We start from the raw sequence: 17,865 nt of genomic DNA, 5'->3' as shown, positions 1-17,865 counted from the left end.
GTTAACGCTGCACGACATGGTCGATGCAGCGTTTTTGTTTATCGAAGGCTTTCGTTGATTTTTTCAAGAGCGGCACTGCCGGGGCAGAGGTCTTTCTCTGTGAGAGAGTTAAGCGGGCGGCGGGTTGTTTCTATAATATCATGAGTATCCTGACTTTCAGGATTAACATAAATTACACCGGTCAGCAGCCTGTCGTTCTCCTTCGCTTCTTCAAGCTTGTCCACTGAGCGTCTTTGATCGGTTACATCAAAAGATTTATCCAGCTTTTCAAGTTTTAAAATACTGCCGTCGTGCATTGCTATGGTTTGTTTGGTTCCTTCTTCATAACGTGTCAGAATTTCCCGTTGCAATGGGATAAAGTCAAATGTGCCGGTTGCCTCACTATGTTCACGCACGTACTGATAGCTCTTGGTTGAGGTTGCAGTATTGTTAAAGGTAACGCAAGGCGAGATTACGTCAAGAAAGGCAAGGCCGTTATGGCTGATTGCCGCCTTAATGAGCGGTACGAGCTGCTGTTTATCACCTGAAAAACTTCTGGCGACAAAGCTGGCACCAAGTTGGATCGCGAGTTGGCAGAGGTCGATAGATTCGAAAGGGTTAACTTTCCCTTTTTTCCCCGCACTGCCCTTATCTGTTGTTGCGGAGTCCTGCCCTTTAGTCAGGCCGTAACATCCGTTGTTCATGACAATATAGTTCATGTTCAGATTACGGCGAAGCGCATGGGCGAATTGACCCATGCCTATGGAGGCCGTATCACCATCACCGGATACACCTATATATAGGAGGTCGCGATTGGCCATATTAGCGCCGGTTGCAATTGAGGGCATTCTACCATGCACAGAGTTGAACCCGTGTGATTTACCCAGGAAATAGGCAGGCGTTTTTGATGAACAGCCGATGCCGGAAAGTTTGGCAACGCGGTGTGGTTCAACTTCCATCTCAAAACAGGCTTGAATGATGGAGTTGCTTATGGAGTCGTGACCGCAGCCGGCACACAGAGTTGAAATAGCACCTTCGTAATCGCGCCGGTGGTATCCTTTGGAATTTTTCTGTTGTTCCGGGTGGCGGAAAGTTGGACGTGTGTAACTCATGCTATACCTCCCGTTGCAACGTTCTCTACGGTGGTTGCGTTAAATTTCTCCGCAAGTCGCTTTTCAAGTCTGTCGGTTATGAAATCTGCTGTAATTGGCATGCCGTCATAATGGAGTATGGAAACAAGTTTATCAGGCTGAAAGTTGCATTCGGTCATGAGCAGGGTACGTATTTGTGCGTCTCTGTTCTGCTCAATAACACATACAATCTCGTGCTGGTCGATAAAGTCAATGACGTCTTTACTGAACGGAAAAGCTCGTAGGCGCATGGTGTTGATTGCAGTCCCGTGTTTTTCGAGACGGTCAATTGCCTCGTAGGAAGCATGGGTACTTGTGCCGTAGAAAATGGCCCCGATTTTGGATTGTGGATCACGTATTTTTATGTGTGGTTCGGGTAAGAGCGTTTTGGCAGTATCCCACTTGACAAGCAGTCGTATCATACCACGCTCGTAGGCGCTGCTATCTTCTGTGTAGGCTGCATATTCATCATGCGAGGTGCCGCGAGTAAAGTATGAACCTTTGGTTGGATGTGCTCCTGGAATCGTGCGATAACAGATACCGTCACCATCCACATCGAGATAGCGCCCCCATTTTTGCTCAATAGTATCCAGTTGTTCAGCTGTCATTATTTTTCCGCGATCATACCGTCGATTGTCATCCCATTTAAGCGGCCTGCTGAGATGCTCATTCATGCCGAGGTCCAGATCGCTCATGAGGATAATCGGGGTCTGCAAGCGGTCAGCAAGATCCAGTGCCTGCGCTGTAAACTCAAAACATTCAGCCGGGTCACAGGGGATGAGCAGGACGTTACGGGTATCGCCATGGGATGCATAGGCCGTAGCGATGAAGTCGGACTGCTGAGTTCTGGTCGGCATGCCTGTGCTGGGTCCGGTACGTTGAACATCCACAAGTACTACCGGAACTTCCGAGAAGTAGGCAAGCCCGAGAAATTCGCTCATGAGCGATATTCCGGGGCCGGATGTTGCGGTGAACGCACGGGCACCGTTCCATGATGCTCCGATTACCATACCTATTGCCGCCAGTTCATCTTCCGCCTGGACAATGGCAACTTTTTTCAAACCAGTCTCTTCTTCAATTCGGTAGATGTTGCTGTACCGCTCAAATGCTTCTATCACAGAGGTGGATGGAGTAATAGGGTACCAGCCAGCAACGGTAGCACCTCCGTAAACAGCACCTAACCCTGTGGCGGTGTTGCCGTCCATCAGGATGCCATCACCGGTGATATCGCGAAGTTCCAGTGAAAGACCGCATGCGTCCGGGTAATGCTCCCGAGCGTATTCAAGTCCGATCTCCAGCGCTTTGATGTTGGGTTCGGCGAGTTTTGGCTTCTTTTTGAACTGAAGTTCGATGGAGCTTGTGAGCACTGAAAAATCAATATCAAGAAGGTGAGACAGGGCACCAACGTAGATGATATTTTTTAATAATTGCCTGAGTTTCGGGTTCTCAAACGCCTCATTACACAATCTGGTCAGCGGTACCCCGATGACGGTGATATCCTCGCGTTTACATTCATCGGGAAGGGCGCGTGTTGAGTCGTAGAAAAAATAGCCTCCGCTGGCGACATCAATAAAATCTTTGACGATTGTCTGGCTATTGACAGCAACGATCATATCCGTACCGCCGCGTCTTCCCAGGTAGCCTTTCTCGTTAACCCGCACCTCGTACCATGTTGGCAGCCCTTGAATATTCGAAGGGAATATATTTTTCGGGCTGACCGGTATTCCCATGCGAAAAATCGCACGGGCAAAGAGGTTGTTGGCGCTTGCAGAGCCGGAGCCATTAACATTGGCAAACCGGATTACAAAATCATTTACTCGTTCTATCCTGTTCATTTGATACCCGCCTGAGGTGATTTATAGATAAATTTAACCATTTCCCATGCCGCAGTCGGACATCTCTCTGCGCAGAGACCGCAGTGCAGGCAGACATTTTCATCCTTGACCATAACTCTTCCGGTGGGAAGTTCGGAGGAGACGTAAAGGTCTTGCGTAAGGTTTTGCGCCGGTATTGTAAGGCGGGCCCGCAGACCATCCTCCTCACCGTTTTCAATAAAATTAATACAGGTGACAGGGCAGATATCTACGCAGGCATCACATTCAATGCAACTTTCAACTATAAAGACTGTCTGGATATCGCAATTAAGACATCGTTTTGCTTCCTTTTGGCCGAGGTCATGATCAAATCCGAGTTCGACCTCAATAAGACGATCCTGAATTGATTTAACCTTATCCACCATAGGGACAATCTGTCGGTCTTCTTCGGTGACATGGCTGTCGTAAATCCAGTCATGAATGCCCATTTTTTGCCCGGTAAGATTTACAGACGGGTGTGGGCGATCATTAAGATCTTTACCCTGGCAAAGCATGTCAATGGAGATTGCTGCATGATGGCCGTGGGCCACAGCGGTTATGACGTTTCGTGGGCCGAATGCCGCATCGCCACCGAAAAACACTTTAGGTATGGTAGACTGGAAGGTGACTTCGTTTACCACCGGCATATCCCATTCATTAAATTCAAGACCGATATCACGTTCTATCCAGGGGTAGGCGTTTTGCTGGCCTACTGCGAGCAGTACTTCATCGCACTCGATAAATACAGGTTCCTCTCCGGTTGAGACCAGGCTGCGTTTTCCCTTGTCATCATATTTGGCTTCGACTCGATCAAATTTCATGCCGATAAGTTTGCCGTTTTCAATGACAAACTCAAGTGGGGCGTGGTTGTCGATAATCTCTATATCTTCCCGCTCAGCATCTTCGATTTCCCACGGGGAAGCTTTCATTTCTTCCCGAGGACTGCGCACCATAACTTTAACACTCTCACCATCTAGTCTTCTGGCTGTTCTGCAGCAGTCCATGGCAGTATTGCCACCGCCTAGTACCAGAACTTTATTGCCTACTTTTTTAACATGGCGGTAAAGTACTGCAGCAAGCCATTCGATACCTATATGGATGAACTCATCTCCTTCCTGGCGCCCTGGAAGATCGGGAAGATCGCGACCGCGCGGAGAACCTGTCCCGACGAATATCGCATCGTAATCCTTGTCGATGATCTCTTTGAGACTTGAGACATAGTGATTGAAAATCGTATTAACGCCGAAGTCGAGGATATAGTTAATTTCTTCGTTAAGCACCTTTTCAGGTAAACGGAACGAGGGAACCTGGGTCCGAATAAATCCGCCGGCTCTGTCCTGATCGTCATAGAGATCAACTTCGTAGCCTAGCGGCATAAGATCGCGTGCGACGGTCAGCGAGGCAGGACCTCCACCGATGAGGGCAATTCTTTTGCCATTTTTTTTCTTCGGGATTTCTGGCAACCGGTCAGCGATTGATGTCTTATTGTCAGCAGTCACTCGTTTGAGTCGACAAATAGCCACAGGTTCTTCATCGATTCTGCCACGTCGACAGGCTGGTTCGCACGGACGGTCACATATACGGCCGAGAATTCCAGGAAATACATTCGAGACCCAGTTGACCATATAGGCGTCTTCGTATTCTTCGTTGTCGATCATCCTAATGTATTCCGGCACCGGAGTGTGTGCCGGGCAGGCGTATTGGCAGTCAATAACTTTGTGAAAATATTCTGAATTATGTATGTCGGTAGGTTTCAAGGGGTCGCCTCATGGAATGAATGAGCAAATTTATACAGCCACGAAAACTCATCGCACAATTGTATCCTATTATATTTATTCAATGAGATCTAAAAAAAAAGTCCAATTATAAGGTTTAAGACAGATTATTTTAAGAGGTGGCCAATGTCAGAAAATCTTTGGTAATGTTATGACTGCAATGTGGCCAGGCTAATGAGTTCGAATATTCGTAGAGAATTCCATTCATCAGCAGACGACAGATTATGTCTGCTGATGAATGGATAGTACTGGAATGGTTATTTTTTAGGTAACTCCCTTACGGCGCCTTTGTCGGCAGATGATGCCAGAAGGGCGTAAGCCTGGAGTGCCGGGGAAACAACTCTGTCCCTGTCTGCCGGAGTGAAAGCTGCTACTCCCTTTGCAGCTTCTTTTTCTTTACGGGCTGCGAGGATTTCATCTGAAACTGCAACGCCGATAGTTCTGTTAGGGATATCAATCTCAATAGTATCGCCGTCTTCAACAAGAGCAATAGCTCCTCCTGCTGCAGCTTCAGGGCTGACGTGGCCAATTGAGAGACCGGAAGTTCCTCCAGAGAACCGACCATCGGTTATCAAAGCACATTCAGCACCAAGATGAACTGATTTGAGGTATGACGTCGGATAAAGCATCTCCTGCATCCCCGGTCCACCTTTAGGCCCTTCGTAACGGATGATGAGGGCGTCTTTGGCCTGAATTTTTCCATCAAGAATCGCATCGCAGGCAGCGTCCTGAGAAGAAAATACTCTGGCGGTCCCTGTGAATTTCAGAATTGATTCGTCAACACCTGCAGTTTTAACGATGCAGCCGTTCTCTGCAATATTGCCAAAGAGTACTGCGAGTCCGCCATCCTTGCTGTAGCAGTTGTCAAGATTGCGGATACAACCGGCTTTTCTGTCCAGGTCCGCCTCGCTGTACATGGTGCTCTGGGAACCCATGACAAGGTTAAGGCCGGTTGACGCAGGGGATGCTCTGTAAAAATCCTGTATTTCAGAACTGCAGTTCTCTCCCATAACGTCATAAGTGGCAAGCGTGGCGGCGAGTGTAGGGCTGTCAACACGGCTGACGCTGCTGTCAATCAGGTTGGCTCTCTCAAGCTCGGCAAGGATGCCCATGATACCGCCTGCACGGTGAACGTCTTCCATGTGATAGGATGAAGATGGAGAGACTTTACAGAGTACCGGTACCTTTCTCGAGAGACCGTCAATGTCGTTCATATTGAAATCGACACCGGCCTCGTTTGCAATTGCCAGCAGATGCAGCACTGTATTAGTAGATCCGCCCATTGCGATATCAAGTGTCATCGAGTTCATGAATGCGGCTTTACTGGCGATGGAGCGCGGAAGCACTGAGGCGTCTTCGTTTTCGTACCAGGCTTCGGCCATTTCAACAATGCGTTCGGCTGCGGTCTCAAAGAGTTTTGTTCGTCCTGCGTGAGTTGCAACCAGTGTGCCGTTACCTGGGAGGGCCAGTCCCAGCGCTTCATTGAGGCTGTTCATGGAGTTAGCGGTAAACATACCTGAGCAGGACCCGCAGGTTGGGCAGGCGCTGCGCTCCACCCGCTCAACCTCGGAATCGCTCACGTTCTGGTCGGCAGCCATTACCATGGCATCAACGAGATCATACCGTTTATCTCCGTCGACACCTGCTTCCATCGGGCCGCCTGAAACAAAGATTGTCGGGACGTTGAGGCGCATCGCTGCCATGAGCATTCCAGGTGTGATTTTATCACAGTTGGAGATGCAGATGAGCGCATCAACTGTGTGAGCATTACTCATATACTCAACGCTGTCGGCGATCAGTTCACGCGATGGCAGGGAATAGAGCATGCCGGAATGGCCCATGGCGATACCATCATCAATGGCGATGGTATTGAATTCTGCGGCGAAACATCCTTTTTCGGCAATAATTTTTTTAATATGCTGACCGATTTCGTGCAAATGAACGTGGCCTGGGACAAACTGGGTAAAAGAGTTGACAATACCAATTATCGGTTTGCCGAAATGCTCTTCTTTCATGCCGTTTGCCCGCCAGAGGCTGCGTGCCCCTGCCATTCTTCTACCCTGGGTTGTAGTTGCGCTGCGAAGTGGAATTGCCATTGGTTACACCTTGTTTGTAGAGAAAGGGAGACCTGGGGTGGTCGTAAGATTGTGGTTATAGGAAAAAAGTTATTGAAATTCTTGTTACTTTATAGACAATATACTATGAAAATAGAGGGTATTGCACATCTTTTCAGGAGACTGTTATGAAAAAGACAGAAATAGATTACTGGATTACAGCTATGCTGGAATCTTATCCCAATGCTTCCGATCTTAATGTAACAGTCGGTAAAACATTGCAGGTTGAATCCGCAGGAAAGCTTGTTCCTGTAAGCGTTCAGCCACCGGTGGAGACACTGACACCTTTCCAGACCGAGGCCTTTGCCTTGAATCTTATTGGCAATAACCGACGTCTGTTGCGGGATTTGCTGGAAAACGGATCATGTGATCTGTCCTACTCACTTGGTGAAAAGGCTCGTTTCAGGGTCAATGTTTTCACTCAAAAGGGCTACTTTACCACAATTTTGAGAAAGTTGGAAACGCAGGTTCCCTCCATTGAGTCCATGCAGTTTCCTGATTGTTTCGGCAAGATGGCAGCGGAATTGAACGGGTTGGTGCTTTTTACAGGGGCCACAGGTTCGGGTAAGACGACGTCGCTTGCTGCGCTTCTTAACAGGATTAATGATACACGCCCTGTTCATGCTGTTACACTTGAAGATCCGATAGAATATGTTCATGAACAGCGTCTGGCTACATTTAACCAGCGTGAGTTAGGTAACGATTTCAGCACATTTTCTGTCGGGCTTCGCGCCGCACTTCGTCAGGCACCCAAAGTTATTCTGGTTGGCGAGATGCGTGACCGGGAAAGCATGGAGATCGGTTTGTCTGCAGCAGAAACCGGCCATCTTGTGTTTTCTACACTCCATACCATTGACGCAGGCCAGACAATAAATCGAATACTCGGTATGTTTGAGCAGGAAGAGCAGCCGCAGATTCGCCACAGGCTTGTAGATACTCTTAAGTGGGTGGTTGGCCAGCGATTGCTTCCGAAGGTGGGAGGCGGCCGTATAGCGGCAATGGAGATTCTTCGCAGTAGTTTGCGGATAAAAGATATTATTCTCAATGGAGAGACTGAGGAGAAAACCTTCTATAACGTAATTAAAGAAGGTGCTACTCTTGATATGCGGACGTTCGATCAGGACATTTTGGAATTATTCAGTCGAGGATTAATAACAGAGAAGACTGCATTGACATACTGCTCACAGAGAAATGAAGTGACCCGCGGGATGGATAAACTGAAAGCTGAGCGTGGAGAAGCGACGTCAACACTGAGCGGTCTTGCGATGGAAGAAGAGGAAGAACAGGATGGGTACTTTCGGTAATTCCCCGCAGCGATGAGTAGGTAGGACTAAACTTCTCTGTTAAATGTCATATACTATGAGGGTATCATGAATGTAAGCTGTCCCAATTGTGGGAAACAACTTAGGCTGAGCGACAAATTCAGGGCGAATTTGCAGAATCTTAAAGCAGACCAGAAGGCCCGCGTCAAGTGCACGCAATGTGCTCAGCCGTTTCAGATAGATGGAAGTGTTTTGCAAAAGGGAGCACCATCGCCAGCTAGAAGAAAGATTTTGCCGCAGTCCGGTGTCAAAATTAAACCACCGAGTCCACCGGATGTGTCGTGGTTGAAGGATGGAGTGTTCGAAGGGCAGGAAGTGGTCGAAGAAATACCTCTGGCGCTGGTTCTCATGCCTGAAGGTGAAGCTCGGAAAAACGTTGTAAAAGCGGTAGAAGGGTTGGGCTATCGAGCTGAACTGTCCGACTCTGTAGATGCGGCTATCGAAAAGATGGAGTTTGTCAACTATTCAAGTGTGATCCTTCATGCCGATTTCGAGCCTGAAGGGCTGGGGAAAGGTAAATTTCATACGTTCATGTGCACTATGAGCATGACCCGAAGACGATATATTTTCTTTGCTATAATAGGAAAGGATCTACATACATTGTTTGATCTTGAAGCCCTTGCATATTCAGCTAATATCGTTGTGAATGATCAGGATGTGCCGTATTTCGGAACAATTCTGCGTAAAGCGATTCCTGATTATGAAAGCCTTTTCGGTCCATTGATGGAAGAGCTGAGAGTTTTGGGCAAATAGCAGCTGTTTACCGTTTGTGTTTTTTAGAGTATTCATCCTGCCTGCATCAAACCTGCCACGAACCCTGGCCGGGAAAGTTTCCTGATCAGGGCATTATGTATCTGCCGGTAGAGGCAGATATGAAAACCTATTTCAATATTAGACCTTATAGCTTTTCAGGGAAGGAGTGTTTCTTTCTGCAAAAGCAGTTTTCTGGTTAAGGTCAGAGTCAGGATTATCCCATGATGAAAAAGTTTATAGCCAGCGCTGGCCAGAAAATCAAAAAATTCGCCCGCGCAGGCTTTCTCGGGAAAAAGAAAACCCGGGATCTGGAGCTTGAGAATGAACAGTTGTCTGCTCCTGAAAAGAAGATCGCTCCTATTAAGGAAGCTCCCGTTAAGGTTGAGCCCGCGAGTACAAAAATGAAGGACGATGCAGTAGTACCCAATGCATCGGATGTAAAAGCCGAGGTCAGTAAACGTCCCCCCAGAAAAAGAAAACCACGCTGGACCGTTGATAATTTCAAGGTTTCCCCAAGAGAAGGGTTGTCAAGATTTCATGATTTTGAACTGCCGATTTCTGTGATGCATGGTATTGCCGATTTAAAATTCGAATATTGTACGGCGATCCAGGCGAAGGCTTTGCCTCAAGTGCTTGAAGGGAAAGATCTGGTTGGAAAAGCTAATACCGGAACAGGGAAGAGTGCTGTCTTTCTCATTGCAATCTTCGCACGGTTGTTAAAAAATCGTGAAAAGCGAACCAAGAAAGGATCGCCGCGAGCACTGATCATCGCTCCTACCCGTGAGTTGGTTGGACAGATTGCTAAAGATGGAAAGAAGCTTGGTCAATATACCGGCTTACGGATTCATGCAGTGTATGGCGGCACGAATTACGAAGCTCAGATGAAAGCTGTTGGTGACCAGGTGATTGATGTTATTGTTGCAACACCTGGTAGGCTTCTTGATTTTGCCAATAAGAATATCATCTCATTTAAGGAATGCAATATCATGGTGATCGATGAAGGTGATCGAATGCTTGATATGGGCTTTATTCCTGATGTACGGCGAATTATTGGCAGGATTCCTCCTAAGGAACAGCGCCAGACCCTATTGTTTTCAGCTACCGTTTCAGATGATGTGAAAAGGCTTGCCTACCAGTGGTGTGTCAAGCCGGTATACCTCGAGGCAGAGACAGAACAGGTCTCTGTTGACAGTATAGACCAGAAGGTCTATCTGGTGACGACTGAAGAGAAATACTTTGTGTTATATAACCTCATCAAGCAAAAGACTGATGAGCGAATCATGGTCTTTGCCAACATGAAAAGCGAAGTTCGGAAATTGAGCGAACGGCTTCAGCGTGATGGTATTGAGTGTGCACTGCTGTCAGGCGATGTGCCGCAGTCAAAGCGTGAAAGCAGGCTTGAAAGGTTCAGGGCAGGTAAGGTTAAGGTGCTTGTGGCAACTGATGTAGCCGGGCGTGGAATTCATATTGAAGGCATAAGCTATGTGGTTAATTTTACACTGCCTTATGAACCGGAAGATTATGTGCATCGAATTGGGCGTACAGGAAGAGCTGGCGCTGAAGGCGTTTCGATTAGCTTTGCCTGTGAAGAAGGTGCGTTCGTTTTGCCTGAAATTGAAGAATATATTGAACGTTCACTGGAGTGCACCGTGCCACCTGAAGAGCTGTTGGTGCCACCTCCAGAGAGAGCAAAGGGCGCGCCTGATCCCAAAAAAGCAGCGAGAAGACCTGCGAAAGGGCGCCGCCCTCAGGGATCTCACACATCGAGAAAGCCACGGCCGCAGAAGAGTAAAAGCAGTGAATAGTTTGGATTCTATGAGGAAATGTTTGCACTCCTGCGTTCTACTGATTTTCCTGGCAGGATTTATCGGTGGTTGCTCCGACGAGCAGTCTGAGCAACCACCTGCTCAGGAACAGGTTAATACCCTTTTAGACCGTGATCCTGAGTTTACCTCGGTGTTGCCTCAAAGGGCGCAGGAACTCGTATTGAATGATGCGAATATATTGATTGTAGACGTGCGTACACCAGCCGAACGCGAACAGGTTCGTATAGCTGATTCGGTTCCGGTTTCGCTTGGAGATATATTGGGAGGCCGTGCCGATTTGCCGCGTGACAAGCCCTTAATGCTTGTTTGTGCTGTTGGTGGCAGGAGTTATGCGGCTGGGTTGTACCTCATGAAGCAGGATTATCGGCTGGTGTATAATCTCCGTGGTGGGATCTCTGCCTGGGAAAAGGCCGGACTGCCGCTGGAATACACGCAGAAATAAGAATGTGTGTTGCCCCTTGACGCGTTTGTTGTTTTGGCGTGTCAGTCAGGTTTGTGATGGTTCTGTTTTTGCAATATATCATTTTCCCAACAATCAAATTGCTCTGTGCCCCTTGTAATTTCCGGCGCAAGAATTATTAGTGCACAATGCTTGCTTAAAACGAAGCTGCTGTATTACCGCCACTTCTTCATTTACATTGACAAAGATAACATTGGCTCTGTGTAGTAATTATTTTCCTTTTCAGTGAGTTTGTTTTGCTGACTGTGCAGACAGTTGCAATCTTTCTAGGATAGAGGCTGTTAGCCTCTATCCTGATAATACTGGGTTTTTTTTCACGGATGAGAGGGGAAATAAAATTTTCATTAATAGTTAATGAAGTTCTTGTCCTTTGGTGGAAATGTTGGTATAAAGTAATGTTCAAGAATTGATAAGTGCTGACTCCTGGGAGCAGCAAAAATCGTAAAAGTGGTGGTGTTAACCTCCACACAACAACCTTAACCGCGTAGCCTTTTTTTTTAGGTCTACTGCACTAAGAGTAAATCCACATGACAGAAGAATTGAAACAAGCAAATCAGGACAGCGGCGAAGAGCTGAGCTTTGCAGAGCTCTTTGAAATGGAAGAAAACAGCACAGTTGTTGCTGTTGGTGATGTCGCCATCGGTACCATTATCGGAACCGAGGATGACTACTTCCTTGTAGATGTAGGTGATAAGGCTGAAAGCTACATCGCGAAGTCTGAGTTCCGCCTGGAAGAAGATCATGAAGTAGTAGTGGGTGACACCTTTGAGGTGTTTGTTGAGCGCCGTAAAGATGAAGGCGGTCTCCTGCTCTCCAGAGAGAAGGCTATTGCAATTAAGGTTTGGGAAGATATTGCCAAAATTCAGGAAGACGACGGAACCATCGAAGGTAAAATTGAAAGCCGCGTTAAGGGCGGTATGTCAGTTGATATCGGCGTTCCTGCATTCCTGCCGTACTCACAGATTGATCTTCGTCCTGTAAAAGATCTGGACGCACTGATCGGTGAGACATACGAATTCAAGATCCTCAAGTTCAACAAAAAGAGAAACAACGTTGTTATCTCCCGCCGTGCTATCCTCGAAGAGGAACGCAACAAGCTGCGTGAGGAAATGCGTTCAAAACTTCAGGAAGGTCAGATGATCACCGGTGCTATTACCAATATCACCGATTACGGTCTGTTTATTGACATGGGTGGTATGGACGGTCTCTGTCACATCACCGATCTTTCCTGGGGCCGCGTTTCTCATCCTGCCAAAATGTACAAAGTTGGGCAGGAAGTTGAAGTTAAGGTTCTCAAGTATGACAAAGACAACGATCGTGTATCCCTCGGTATCAAGCAGCTTCGCGAAGATCCATGGGCAACCGTTGTTGACAGATATCCTCTCAGCGAGAAGACCGTTGGTAAAGTTGTATCCATTACCGACTACGGTGTATTCGTAGAGCTTGAAGAAGGTGTTGAAGGTCTTATCCACGTTTCAGAAATGACCTGGTCCAAGAAGCCGCGTCACCCATCCAAGATGGTTTCCGTTGGTGATGAGGTTGAGGTAATGGTACTGAACATCGAGCCAGAGACCAAGCGTATCTCTCTCGGTATGAAGCAGCTCCAGCCTAACCCATGGGATCTCGTTACCGAGAACTACCCAGTTGGATCCATCATCGAAGGCAAGATCAAGAACATCACCGATTTCGGTGTATTCATTGGTATCGAGGAAGGCATTGACGGCCTCATCCACGTTTCCGATCTTTCCTGGACCGAGCGCATCAAGCATCCTTCCGAGAAGTATGCTAAAGGCGAGACAATTCAGGCAGTTGTTCTGAAGATCGATCGTGAGAACGAGAGATTCTCCCTTGGTGTTAAGCAGCTGGTTCCTGATCCATGGCAGGCAGCCTACAACAACTACCCATCCGGTACTGTTGTAGAGGGTGAAATCACCAACGTTACCGATTTTGGTGTATTTGTTAAACTTGAGGAAGGAATCGAAGGACTCGTTCACGTTTCTGAACTCAGCAAAGACAAAGTTAAGACACCAGTCGGAATGTACGAAGTTGGTAACACCTTGAAGGCAATCGTCATCAACGTAAGCTCTAAAGATCGTAAGATCGGTTTGTCTGTTAAGACACTTGAAGGCGACGGAGAGAAAGAGGGTGGTCAATCTTACAGCCAGGCCGATAGCGGTGGTGCTTCTGAGAGCGCACCTTCCACTTTTGGTGATCTCCTCAAAGCTGCTGCAGAGAGCGGTGGCGGGACTGACGAAGAATAAGTCACTCCGGTAATATAGAACGTTGCAGTGCCTAGGTTGTTTTGCCGGTAACCATCCGGCAAAACAACCTTTTTTTATACACAATTACATACCGGATACTTATCGGTAACCCGGTTTTACATAGAAGACGAAGAGATGCTGAAAAAAGATATTGTAAATAAGGTAAGTGATCACTTGTCCATGCAGAAGCAGGATGTAAGTGTGGCGGTGGATATCATTCTTGAAACAATGGCTGAAGCGTTGCAGGAAGAGCGTCGAATTGAATTGAGAGGATATGGCAGCTTTTCAGTAAGACAGCGTAAGCCGAGATGTACTAAGAACCCGCGCACCGGAAAAATGATGGATATTCCGGTACGCAATACACTTCATTTCACTATGAGCAAGTCCTTGAAAGAGGCATTGATTATAGAAAAGGAGTAACGTCTCCTTTTCCTTCGCGGAGGATTTCCGGATACTCACCTGTCAAATCAATAACTGTTGAAGGGTCAGGGTAAATTGGACCTCCGTCGATGACGAGATCAACCCTGTTGCCAATGAACAGGTCTATATCAAACGGGTCTGCCGGCGGAAGTTCATCTTCAGCCGGCAGACTGGTTGTAACAATGGGATTGCCGAGTGTCTTGATCAGTAACTGGCTTATTTCATTGTCTGGTACACGTATACCTACAGTCTTCTGTTTGGTCGTCATCACCTTAGGAACAACTTTCGTGCCGGGAAGGACAAACGTGTACGGACCAGGAAGTCGTTTTCTGAGCAGTCGGTAGGCAGTGTTTGATACGTGTGCATAATTGGCAATATGTGTGAGGTCTGAACACATAAATGAAAAAGGCTTGTGCTTAGGACGATTTTTTATCTGTGTGACCCGCTTGATTGCCTTAGGGTTGAAGATGTCGCAGCCAATACCATAGCCAGTGTCGGTGGGGTAGCAGATTACAGCACCGTTTTTCATTTTTTCAACGACCTGTTGTATAAGGCGAGGCTGTGGGTTGTATGGATTTATTTCCAGTATCATTTTCAGGTGATCCTTCATCGGATGGCGGAACGCTCTATGTGGCCTGAACAGCTGTTGCCAACAATCGGATCTATTCCGGTTTATATTAAGAAATTTTGCAAATCGTCTGCAGAATGCTTTACCATTATATTTTAAAACATTTGGCAGAAAAAGGTATGCGGTACTGCATTCCAGCCAGGAAAAAATGCCAAATTGAGCTTTCATACTTTAAGCGGCTATACTTCCTGCACCACAAACCATTCTCCATATGCCACTATTCCTGACAAGGAGGGACTATGTTACCAGATAATATTGAAACAGCACTAACATTTGATGATTTACTTCTCGTTCCCGCTGCATCCGAGGTCCTTCCTAATGAGGTATCGCTCAAGACAAAATTGACAGATACAATTAGCCTGAATACACCCCTGGTGAGTTCGGCTATGGATACCGTTACCGAGTACCGCACTGCTATAGCAATGGCACGCGAAGGTGGAATCGGTATTATCCATAAAAACATGTCGATTGATCAGCAGGTGCTGGAAGTTGAGCGCGTAAAGAAATCTGAATCAGGTATGATAATCGACCCGATCACAGTGAACAAAAACCAGTCTGTCAATGAAGTTCAGGAGATCATGGCTACCTACAAGATTTCCGGTCTGCCTGTCCTGCACGAGGGGAAATTGGTAGGAATTGTAACCAACCGTGACTTACGTTTTGTCTCTGACAATGATCTTCGCGTATCTGACGTGATGACAAGTAAAAAACTTGTAACAGCCAAAGTTGGTATTACTCTTGAGCAATCAAAGGCATTGTTGCATGAGCATCGAATCGAGAAGCTACTCGTTGTCGATGACCATGGGGGACTAACGGGGCTGATCACCATAAAAGATCTTGAAAAAATAAAGAAATACCCATTGGCGGCCAAGGATAACTTCGGCCGCCTTCTTGTAGGTGCAGCACTTGGAGTTGGTGAGGAAATCGAGGCACATGCCGAAAGGCTGTTGAAGGTTGGTGCTGATGTTGTTGTTATCGATTCCGCCCACGGACACTCCGCTGGCGTTATACGTGGGGTTGAAAGGGTCAGATCAGCCTTTCCGAATTTGCAGATAATAGCAGGAAATGTGGCTACGGAAGAGGCGACAGAAGCACTTATTAAAGCCGGTGCCAACGCTGTAAAAGTTGGTGTAGGGCCTGGTTCTATCTGTACAACACGTATTGTCGCAGGCATTGGTGTTCCACAGATGACTGCTATCAGGAACTGCGTTAAAGCAGGCAGCAGGTATGGTATTCCGATCATTGCGGATGGTGGTATTAAGCACTCGGGTGAGCTTGCCAAAGCTATCGGTGCAGGTGCGTCCACCATCATGATCGGTAGCCTTTTTGCCGGTACTGACGAAACCCCCGGGGAAACCTTTCTCTATCAGGGCCGGACATACAAAGGGTACAGAGGTATGGGGTCTCTTGGCGCAATGAGTCAGGGATCATCAGACAGGTATTTCCAGTCTAATATCAACACTACTTCAAAACTTGTTCCAGAAGGTATTGAAGGAAAGGTTCCATATCGGGGACCGATCACTACGGTTATTTATCAGCTTCTTGGTGGTCTCCGCTCAGGAATGGGCTATGTCGGTGCTGCAACAATTGAAGACCTTCAGCAGAAGGCGCAGTTTGTTCGCATATCACCTGCAGGTTTGCGTGAGTCCCACGTCCATGATGTAATCATTACCAAGGAAGCACCGAATTACCGAACAGCATAGCAGAATATCGGAGCACGGCAGAAACTGTGTCGTGCTTTCGCCCAAAAATCAGTAATTGAGAAGAGAAGACATGGATATCCACAGCGAAAAAATACTCATCCTGGATTTCGGCTCACAGACTACTCAGCTTATTGCACGACGCATACGAGAGCAGAAAGTCTATAGTGAGATTCACCCGTTTAATGTTGCGCTTGATAAAATTAAAGAGCTTAAACCGACAGGAATCGTGCTGTCAGGCGGACCGTGTTCAGTTTATGACGAAGATGCTCCCCATTGTGATGAAGGGGTCTTCGAGCTTGGCGTACCGATTCTCGGTATTTGCTATGGCGCTCAGCTTATGGTGCAGCAACAGGGTGGAAAAGTTGAAAAAGCTACCAAGCGTGAATTTGGTAAAGCTGATCTGAGTATTGATTACACTGAAGGGCTTTTTGCCGGTCTTGAGACCGGAGATTTTCATCATCAGGTGTGGATGAGTCATGGTGACAGGATCGAAGTTCTTCCTGAAAGCTTTCAGGTTACTGCCACCAGTGAACATTCTCCATATGCTGCGATTCGCCATAAGAGCAAGCCGTTTACGGCTGTGCAGTTTCATCCTGAAGTGGCACATACACTGATCGGAAACGATGTATTGCGCAATTTTGTTTTCGGTATCTGTGGTTGCAGTCCAAGCTGGACAATGCACTCGTTTATCGAGGCCAATGTAGAGGCTATTCGTGAAAAAGTTGGCAATAATCACGTGATTTGTGCTCTTTCTGGTGGTGTTGATTCATCTGTTGTAGCAGCAATGGTCCATAAGGCTATTGGCGATCAGCTTACCTGTATCTATGTTAACAACGGTCTGATGCGCACCGGTGAGTCCGAATCTATTCTCAGATTTTTCAGAGAGAAAACAAAACTCAACGTCATTGATGTTAATGCTACTGAGTTTTTCCTGAGTGAACTCGATGGGGTTTTAGATCCTGAAATCAAGCGTAAGCGTATCGGGCTTGGCTTTATCAAAATCTTTGAGGAAGAAGCGCATAAGATCGGTAAGGTCGAATTTCTTGCTCAGGGCACACTCTACCCGGATGTGATCGAGTCTGTCTCCTTCAGAGGGGAAGCGCCAATCAAGTCACATCATAATGTCGGTGGACTGCCGGATGTGATGAAACTCGAGCTGATTGAACCCCTGCGTGAGCTTTTTAAAGATGAGGTTCGTGAACTTGGTCTTGAGCTTGGGTTGCCTGAAGAGGCAATCTATCGTCAACCATTTCCTGGTCCGGGTCTTGGAATTCGAATCATGGGTGAAGTTACCCGCGATCGTCTTGACATCCTTCGCAAGGCTGATGTTATTGTCCTTGAGGAGATGCGTAAGGCTGGATGGTACCGCAAGGTATGGCAGTCATTTGCTGTTTTGCTGCCGATTCAGACAGTCGGTGTCATGGGTGATGGCCGTACGTATGAGAACGTTATCGCACTTCGCGCTGTCGACTCTCGTGATGCCATGACCGCAGACTGGTCTAAGCTGCCGTATGAGCTACTCGGAAATATCTCAAGCCGAATCATTAATGAGGTTCGCGGTGTAAACCGGGTATGTTATGATATCTCCTCCAAGCCACCAGCCACAATTGAGTGGGAATAGGCGAGTGCTAATCTTTATGG

At 47.2% G+C, this 17,865-nt stretch carries 13 protein-coding genes; 8 read left to right on the top strand and 5 right to left on the bottom strand.

The genetic code is table 11. The features are described 5' to 3' along the window. Nucleotides 1–38: 38 nt before the first annotated feature. The 4 genes from FCL46_RS20115 to ilvD all read right to left on the bottom strand — a co-directional run bounded on the left by FCL46_RS20115 (nucleotide 39) and on the right by ilvD (nucleotide 6,833). On the bottom strand, nucleotides 39–1,091 hold the full coding sequence (locus FCL46_RS20115) for a 2-oxoacid:ferredoxin oxidoreductase subunit beta (protein WP_136805907.1): 1,053 nt from the start codon (nucleotides 1,089–1,091) through the stop codon (nucleotides 39–41). Further along, complete coding sequence (locus FCL46_RS20110) at nucleotides 1,088–2,944, bottom strand: 2-oxoacid:acceptor oxidoreductase subunit alpha (protein WP_136805906.1); 1,857 nt, start codon at nucleotides 2,942–2,944, stop codon at nucleotides 1,088–1,090. The genes FCL46_RS20115 and FCL46_RS20110 overlap by 4 nt, the downstream gene beginning before the upstream one ends. Continuing rightward, nucleotides 2,941–4,719: an FAD-dependent oxidoreductase gene (locus FCL46_RS20105; RefSeq protein WP_136805905.1), complete on the bottom strand. Its 1,779-nt coding sequence runs from the start codon at nucleotides 4,717–4,719 to the stop codon at nucleotides 2,941–2,943. Before FCL46_RS20105 ends, FCL46_RS20110 begins: the two co-directional genes overlap by 4 nt. 275 nt (nucleotides 4,720–4,994) lie before the next feature. Beyond that, nucleotides 4,995–6,833 carry a dihydroxy-acid dehydratase gene (gene ilvD, locus FCL46_RS20100; protein ID WP_136805904.1) on the bottom strand — a complete coding sequence of 613 codons (1,839 nt, stop codon included), beginning with the start codon at nucleotides 6,831–6,833 and terminating at the stop codon, nucleotides 4,995–4,997. Nucleotides 6,834–6,979: 146 nt separating this feature from the next. Here ilvD and FCL46_RS20095 point away from each other — a divergent pair, with 146 nt between their 5' ends. The 6 genes from FCL46_RS20095 to FCL46_RS20070 all read left to right on the top strand — a co-directional run bounded on the left by FCL46_RS20095 (nucleotide 6,980) and on the right by FCL46_RS20070 (nucleotide 13,893). After that, entirely contained in the window at nucleotides 6,980–8,155 is a 1,176-nt protein-coding gene (locus tag FCL46_RS20095; protein ID WP_136805903.1) for a type IV pilus twitching motility protein PilT, read from the top strand. Nucleotides 8,156–8,221: 66 nt separating this feature from the next. Beyond that, nucleotides 8,222–8,926, top strand: coding sequence for a zinc ribbon domain-containing protein (locus FCL46_RS20090; RefSeq protein WP_136805902.1), 705 nt, complete (start codon nucleotides 8,222–8,224; stop codon nucleotides 8,924–8,926). A 221-nt stretch (nucleotides 8,927–9,147) separates the two neighbouring features. Then, the gene (locus FCL46_RS20085) at nucleotides 9,148–10,731 is read left to right on the top strand and encodes a DEAD/DEAH box helicase (protein ID WP_228723258.1); all 1,584 of its coding nucleotides are present in this window, start codon (nucleotides 9,148–9,150) and stop codon (nucleotides 10,729–10,731) included. A gap of 10 nt (nucleotides 10,732–10,741) precedes the next feature. After that, entirely contained in the window at nucleotides 10,742–11,194 is a 453-nt protein-coding gene (locus FCL46_RS20080; protein ID WP_136805901.1) for a rhodanese-like domain-containing protein, read from the top strand. Between the two features lie 545 nt (nucleotides 11,195–11,739). Further along, nucleotides 11,740–13,473 (top strand): 30S ribosomal protein S1, encoded by a 1,734-nt coding sequence (locus FCL46_RS20075; RefSeq protein WP_136805900.1) that lies wholly within the window; start codon nucleotides 11,740–11,742, stop codon nucleotides 13,471–13,473. 135 nt (nucleotides 13,474–13,608) lie between these two features. After that, complete coding sequence (locus FCL46_RS20070) at nucleotides 13,609–13,893, top strand: HU family DNA-binding protein (protein ID WP_136805899.1); 285 nt, start codon at nucleotides 13,609–13,611, stop codon at nucleotides 13,891–13,893. On the opposite strand, the gene FCL46_RS20065 is transcribed toward FCL46_RS20070, so the two are convergent. After that, nucleotides 13,877–14,485: an L-threonylcarbamoyladenylate synthase gene (locus tag FCL46_RS20065; protein WP_136805898.1), complete on the bottom strand. Its 609-nt coding sequence runs from the start codon at nucleotides 14,483–14,485 to the stop codon at nucleotides 13,877–13,879. The genes FCL46_RS20070 and FCL46_RS20065 overlap by 17 nt on opposite strands. A gap of 275 nt (nucleotides 14,486–14,760) precedes the next feature. Between FCL46_RS20065 and guaB the strand changes: the two genes are divergently transcribed. Both guaB and guaA read left to right on the top strand, forming a co-directional pair. After that, a complete protein-coding gene (guaB, locus tag FCL46_RS20060) occupies nucleotides 14,761–16,224 on the top strand; it encodes an IMP dehydrogenase (RefSeq protein ID WP_136805897.1) in 1,464 nt (487 codons plus the stop codon). A gap of 70 nt (nucleotides 16,225–16,294) precedes the next feature. Next, entirely contained in the window at nucleotides 16,295–17,845 is a 1,551-nt protein-coding gene (guaA, locus tag FCL46_RS20055; RefSeq protein WP_136805896.1) for a glutamine-hydrolyzing GMP synthase, read from the top strand. Nucleotides 17,846–17,865 lie beyond the last annotated feature (20 nt).

The organism is Desulfosediminicola flagellatus (genome assembly GCF_005116655.2).
GTDB lineage: Bacteria > Desulfobacterota > Desulfobulbia > Desulfobulbales > Desulfocapsaceae > Desulfopila > Desulfopila flagellata.
This window is presented reverse-complemented; position numbering and strand designations above follow the sequence as displayed.

Coding starts and splice junctions, on each gene's coding strand:
- FCL46_RS20115 (WP_136805907.1), bottom strand. CDS start 1,091: ATGAGTTACACACGTCCAACTTTCCGCCACCCGGAACAACAGAAAAAT.
- FCL46_RS20075 (WP_136805900.1), top strand. CDS start 11,740: ATGACAGAAGAATTGAAACAAGCAAATCAGGACAGCGGCGAAGAGCTG.
- guaA (WP_136805896.1), top strand. CDS start 16,295: ATGGATATCCACAGCGAAAAAATACTCATCCTGGATTTCGGCTCACAG.
- FCL46_RS20110 (WP_136805906.1), bottom strand. CDS start 2,944: ATGAACAGGATAGAACGAGTAAATGATTTTGTAATCCGGTTTGCCAAT.
- FCL46_RS20095 (WP_136805903.1), top strand. CDS start 6,980: ATGAAAAAGACAGAAATAGATTACTGGATTACAGCTATGCTGGAATCT.
- FCL46_RS20065 (WP_136805898.1), bottom strand. CDS start 14,485: ATGATACTGGAAATAAATCCATACAACCCACAGCCTCGCCTTATACAA.
- FCL46_RS20070 (WP_136805899.1), top strand. CDS start 13,609: ATGCTGAAAAAAGATATTGTAAATAAGGTAAGTGATCACTTGTCCATG.
- guaB (WP_136805897.1), top strand. CDS start 14,761: ATGTTACCAGATAATATTGAAACAGCACTAACATTTGATGATTTACTT.
- ilvD (WP_136805904.1), bottom strand. CDS start 6,833: ATGGCAATTCCACTTCGCAGCGCAACTACAACCCAGGGTAGAAGAATG.
- FCL46_RS20090 (WP_136805902.1), top strand. CDS start 8,222: ATGAATGTAAGCTGTCCCAATTGTGGGAAACAACTTAGGCTGAGCGAC.
- FCL46_RS20085 (WP_228723258.1), top strand. CDS start 9,148: ATGATGAAAAAGTTTATAGCCAGCGCTGGCCAGAAAATCAAAAAATTC.
- FCL46_RS20080 (WP_136805901.1), top strand. CDS start 10,742: ATGAGGAAATGTTTGCACTCCTGCGTTCTACTGATTTTCCTGGCAGGA.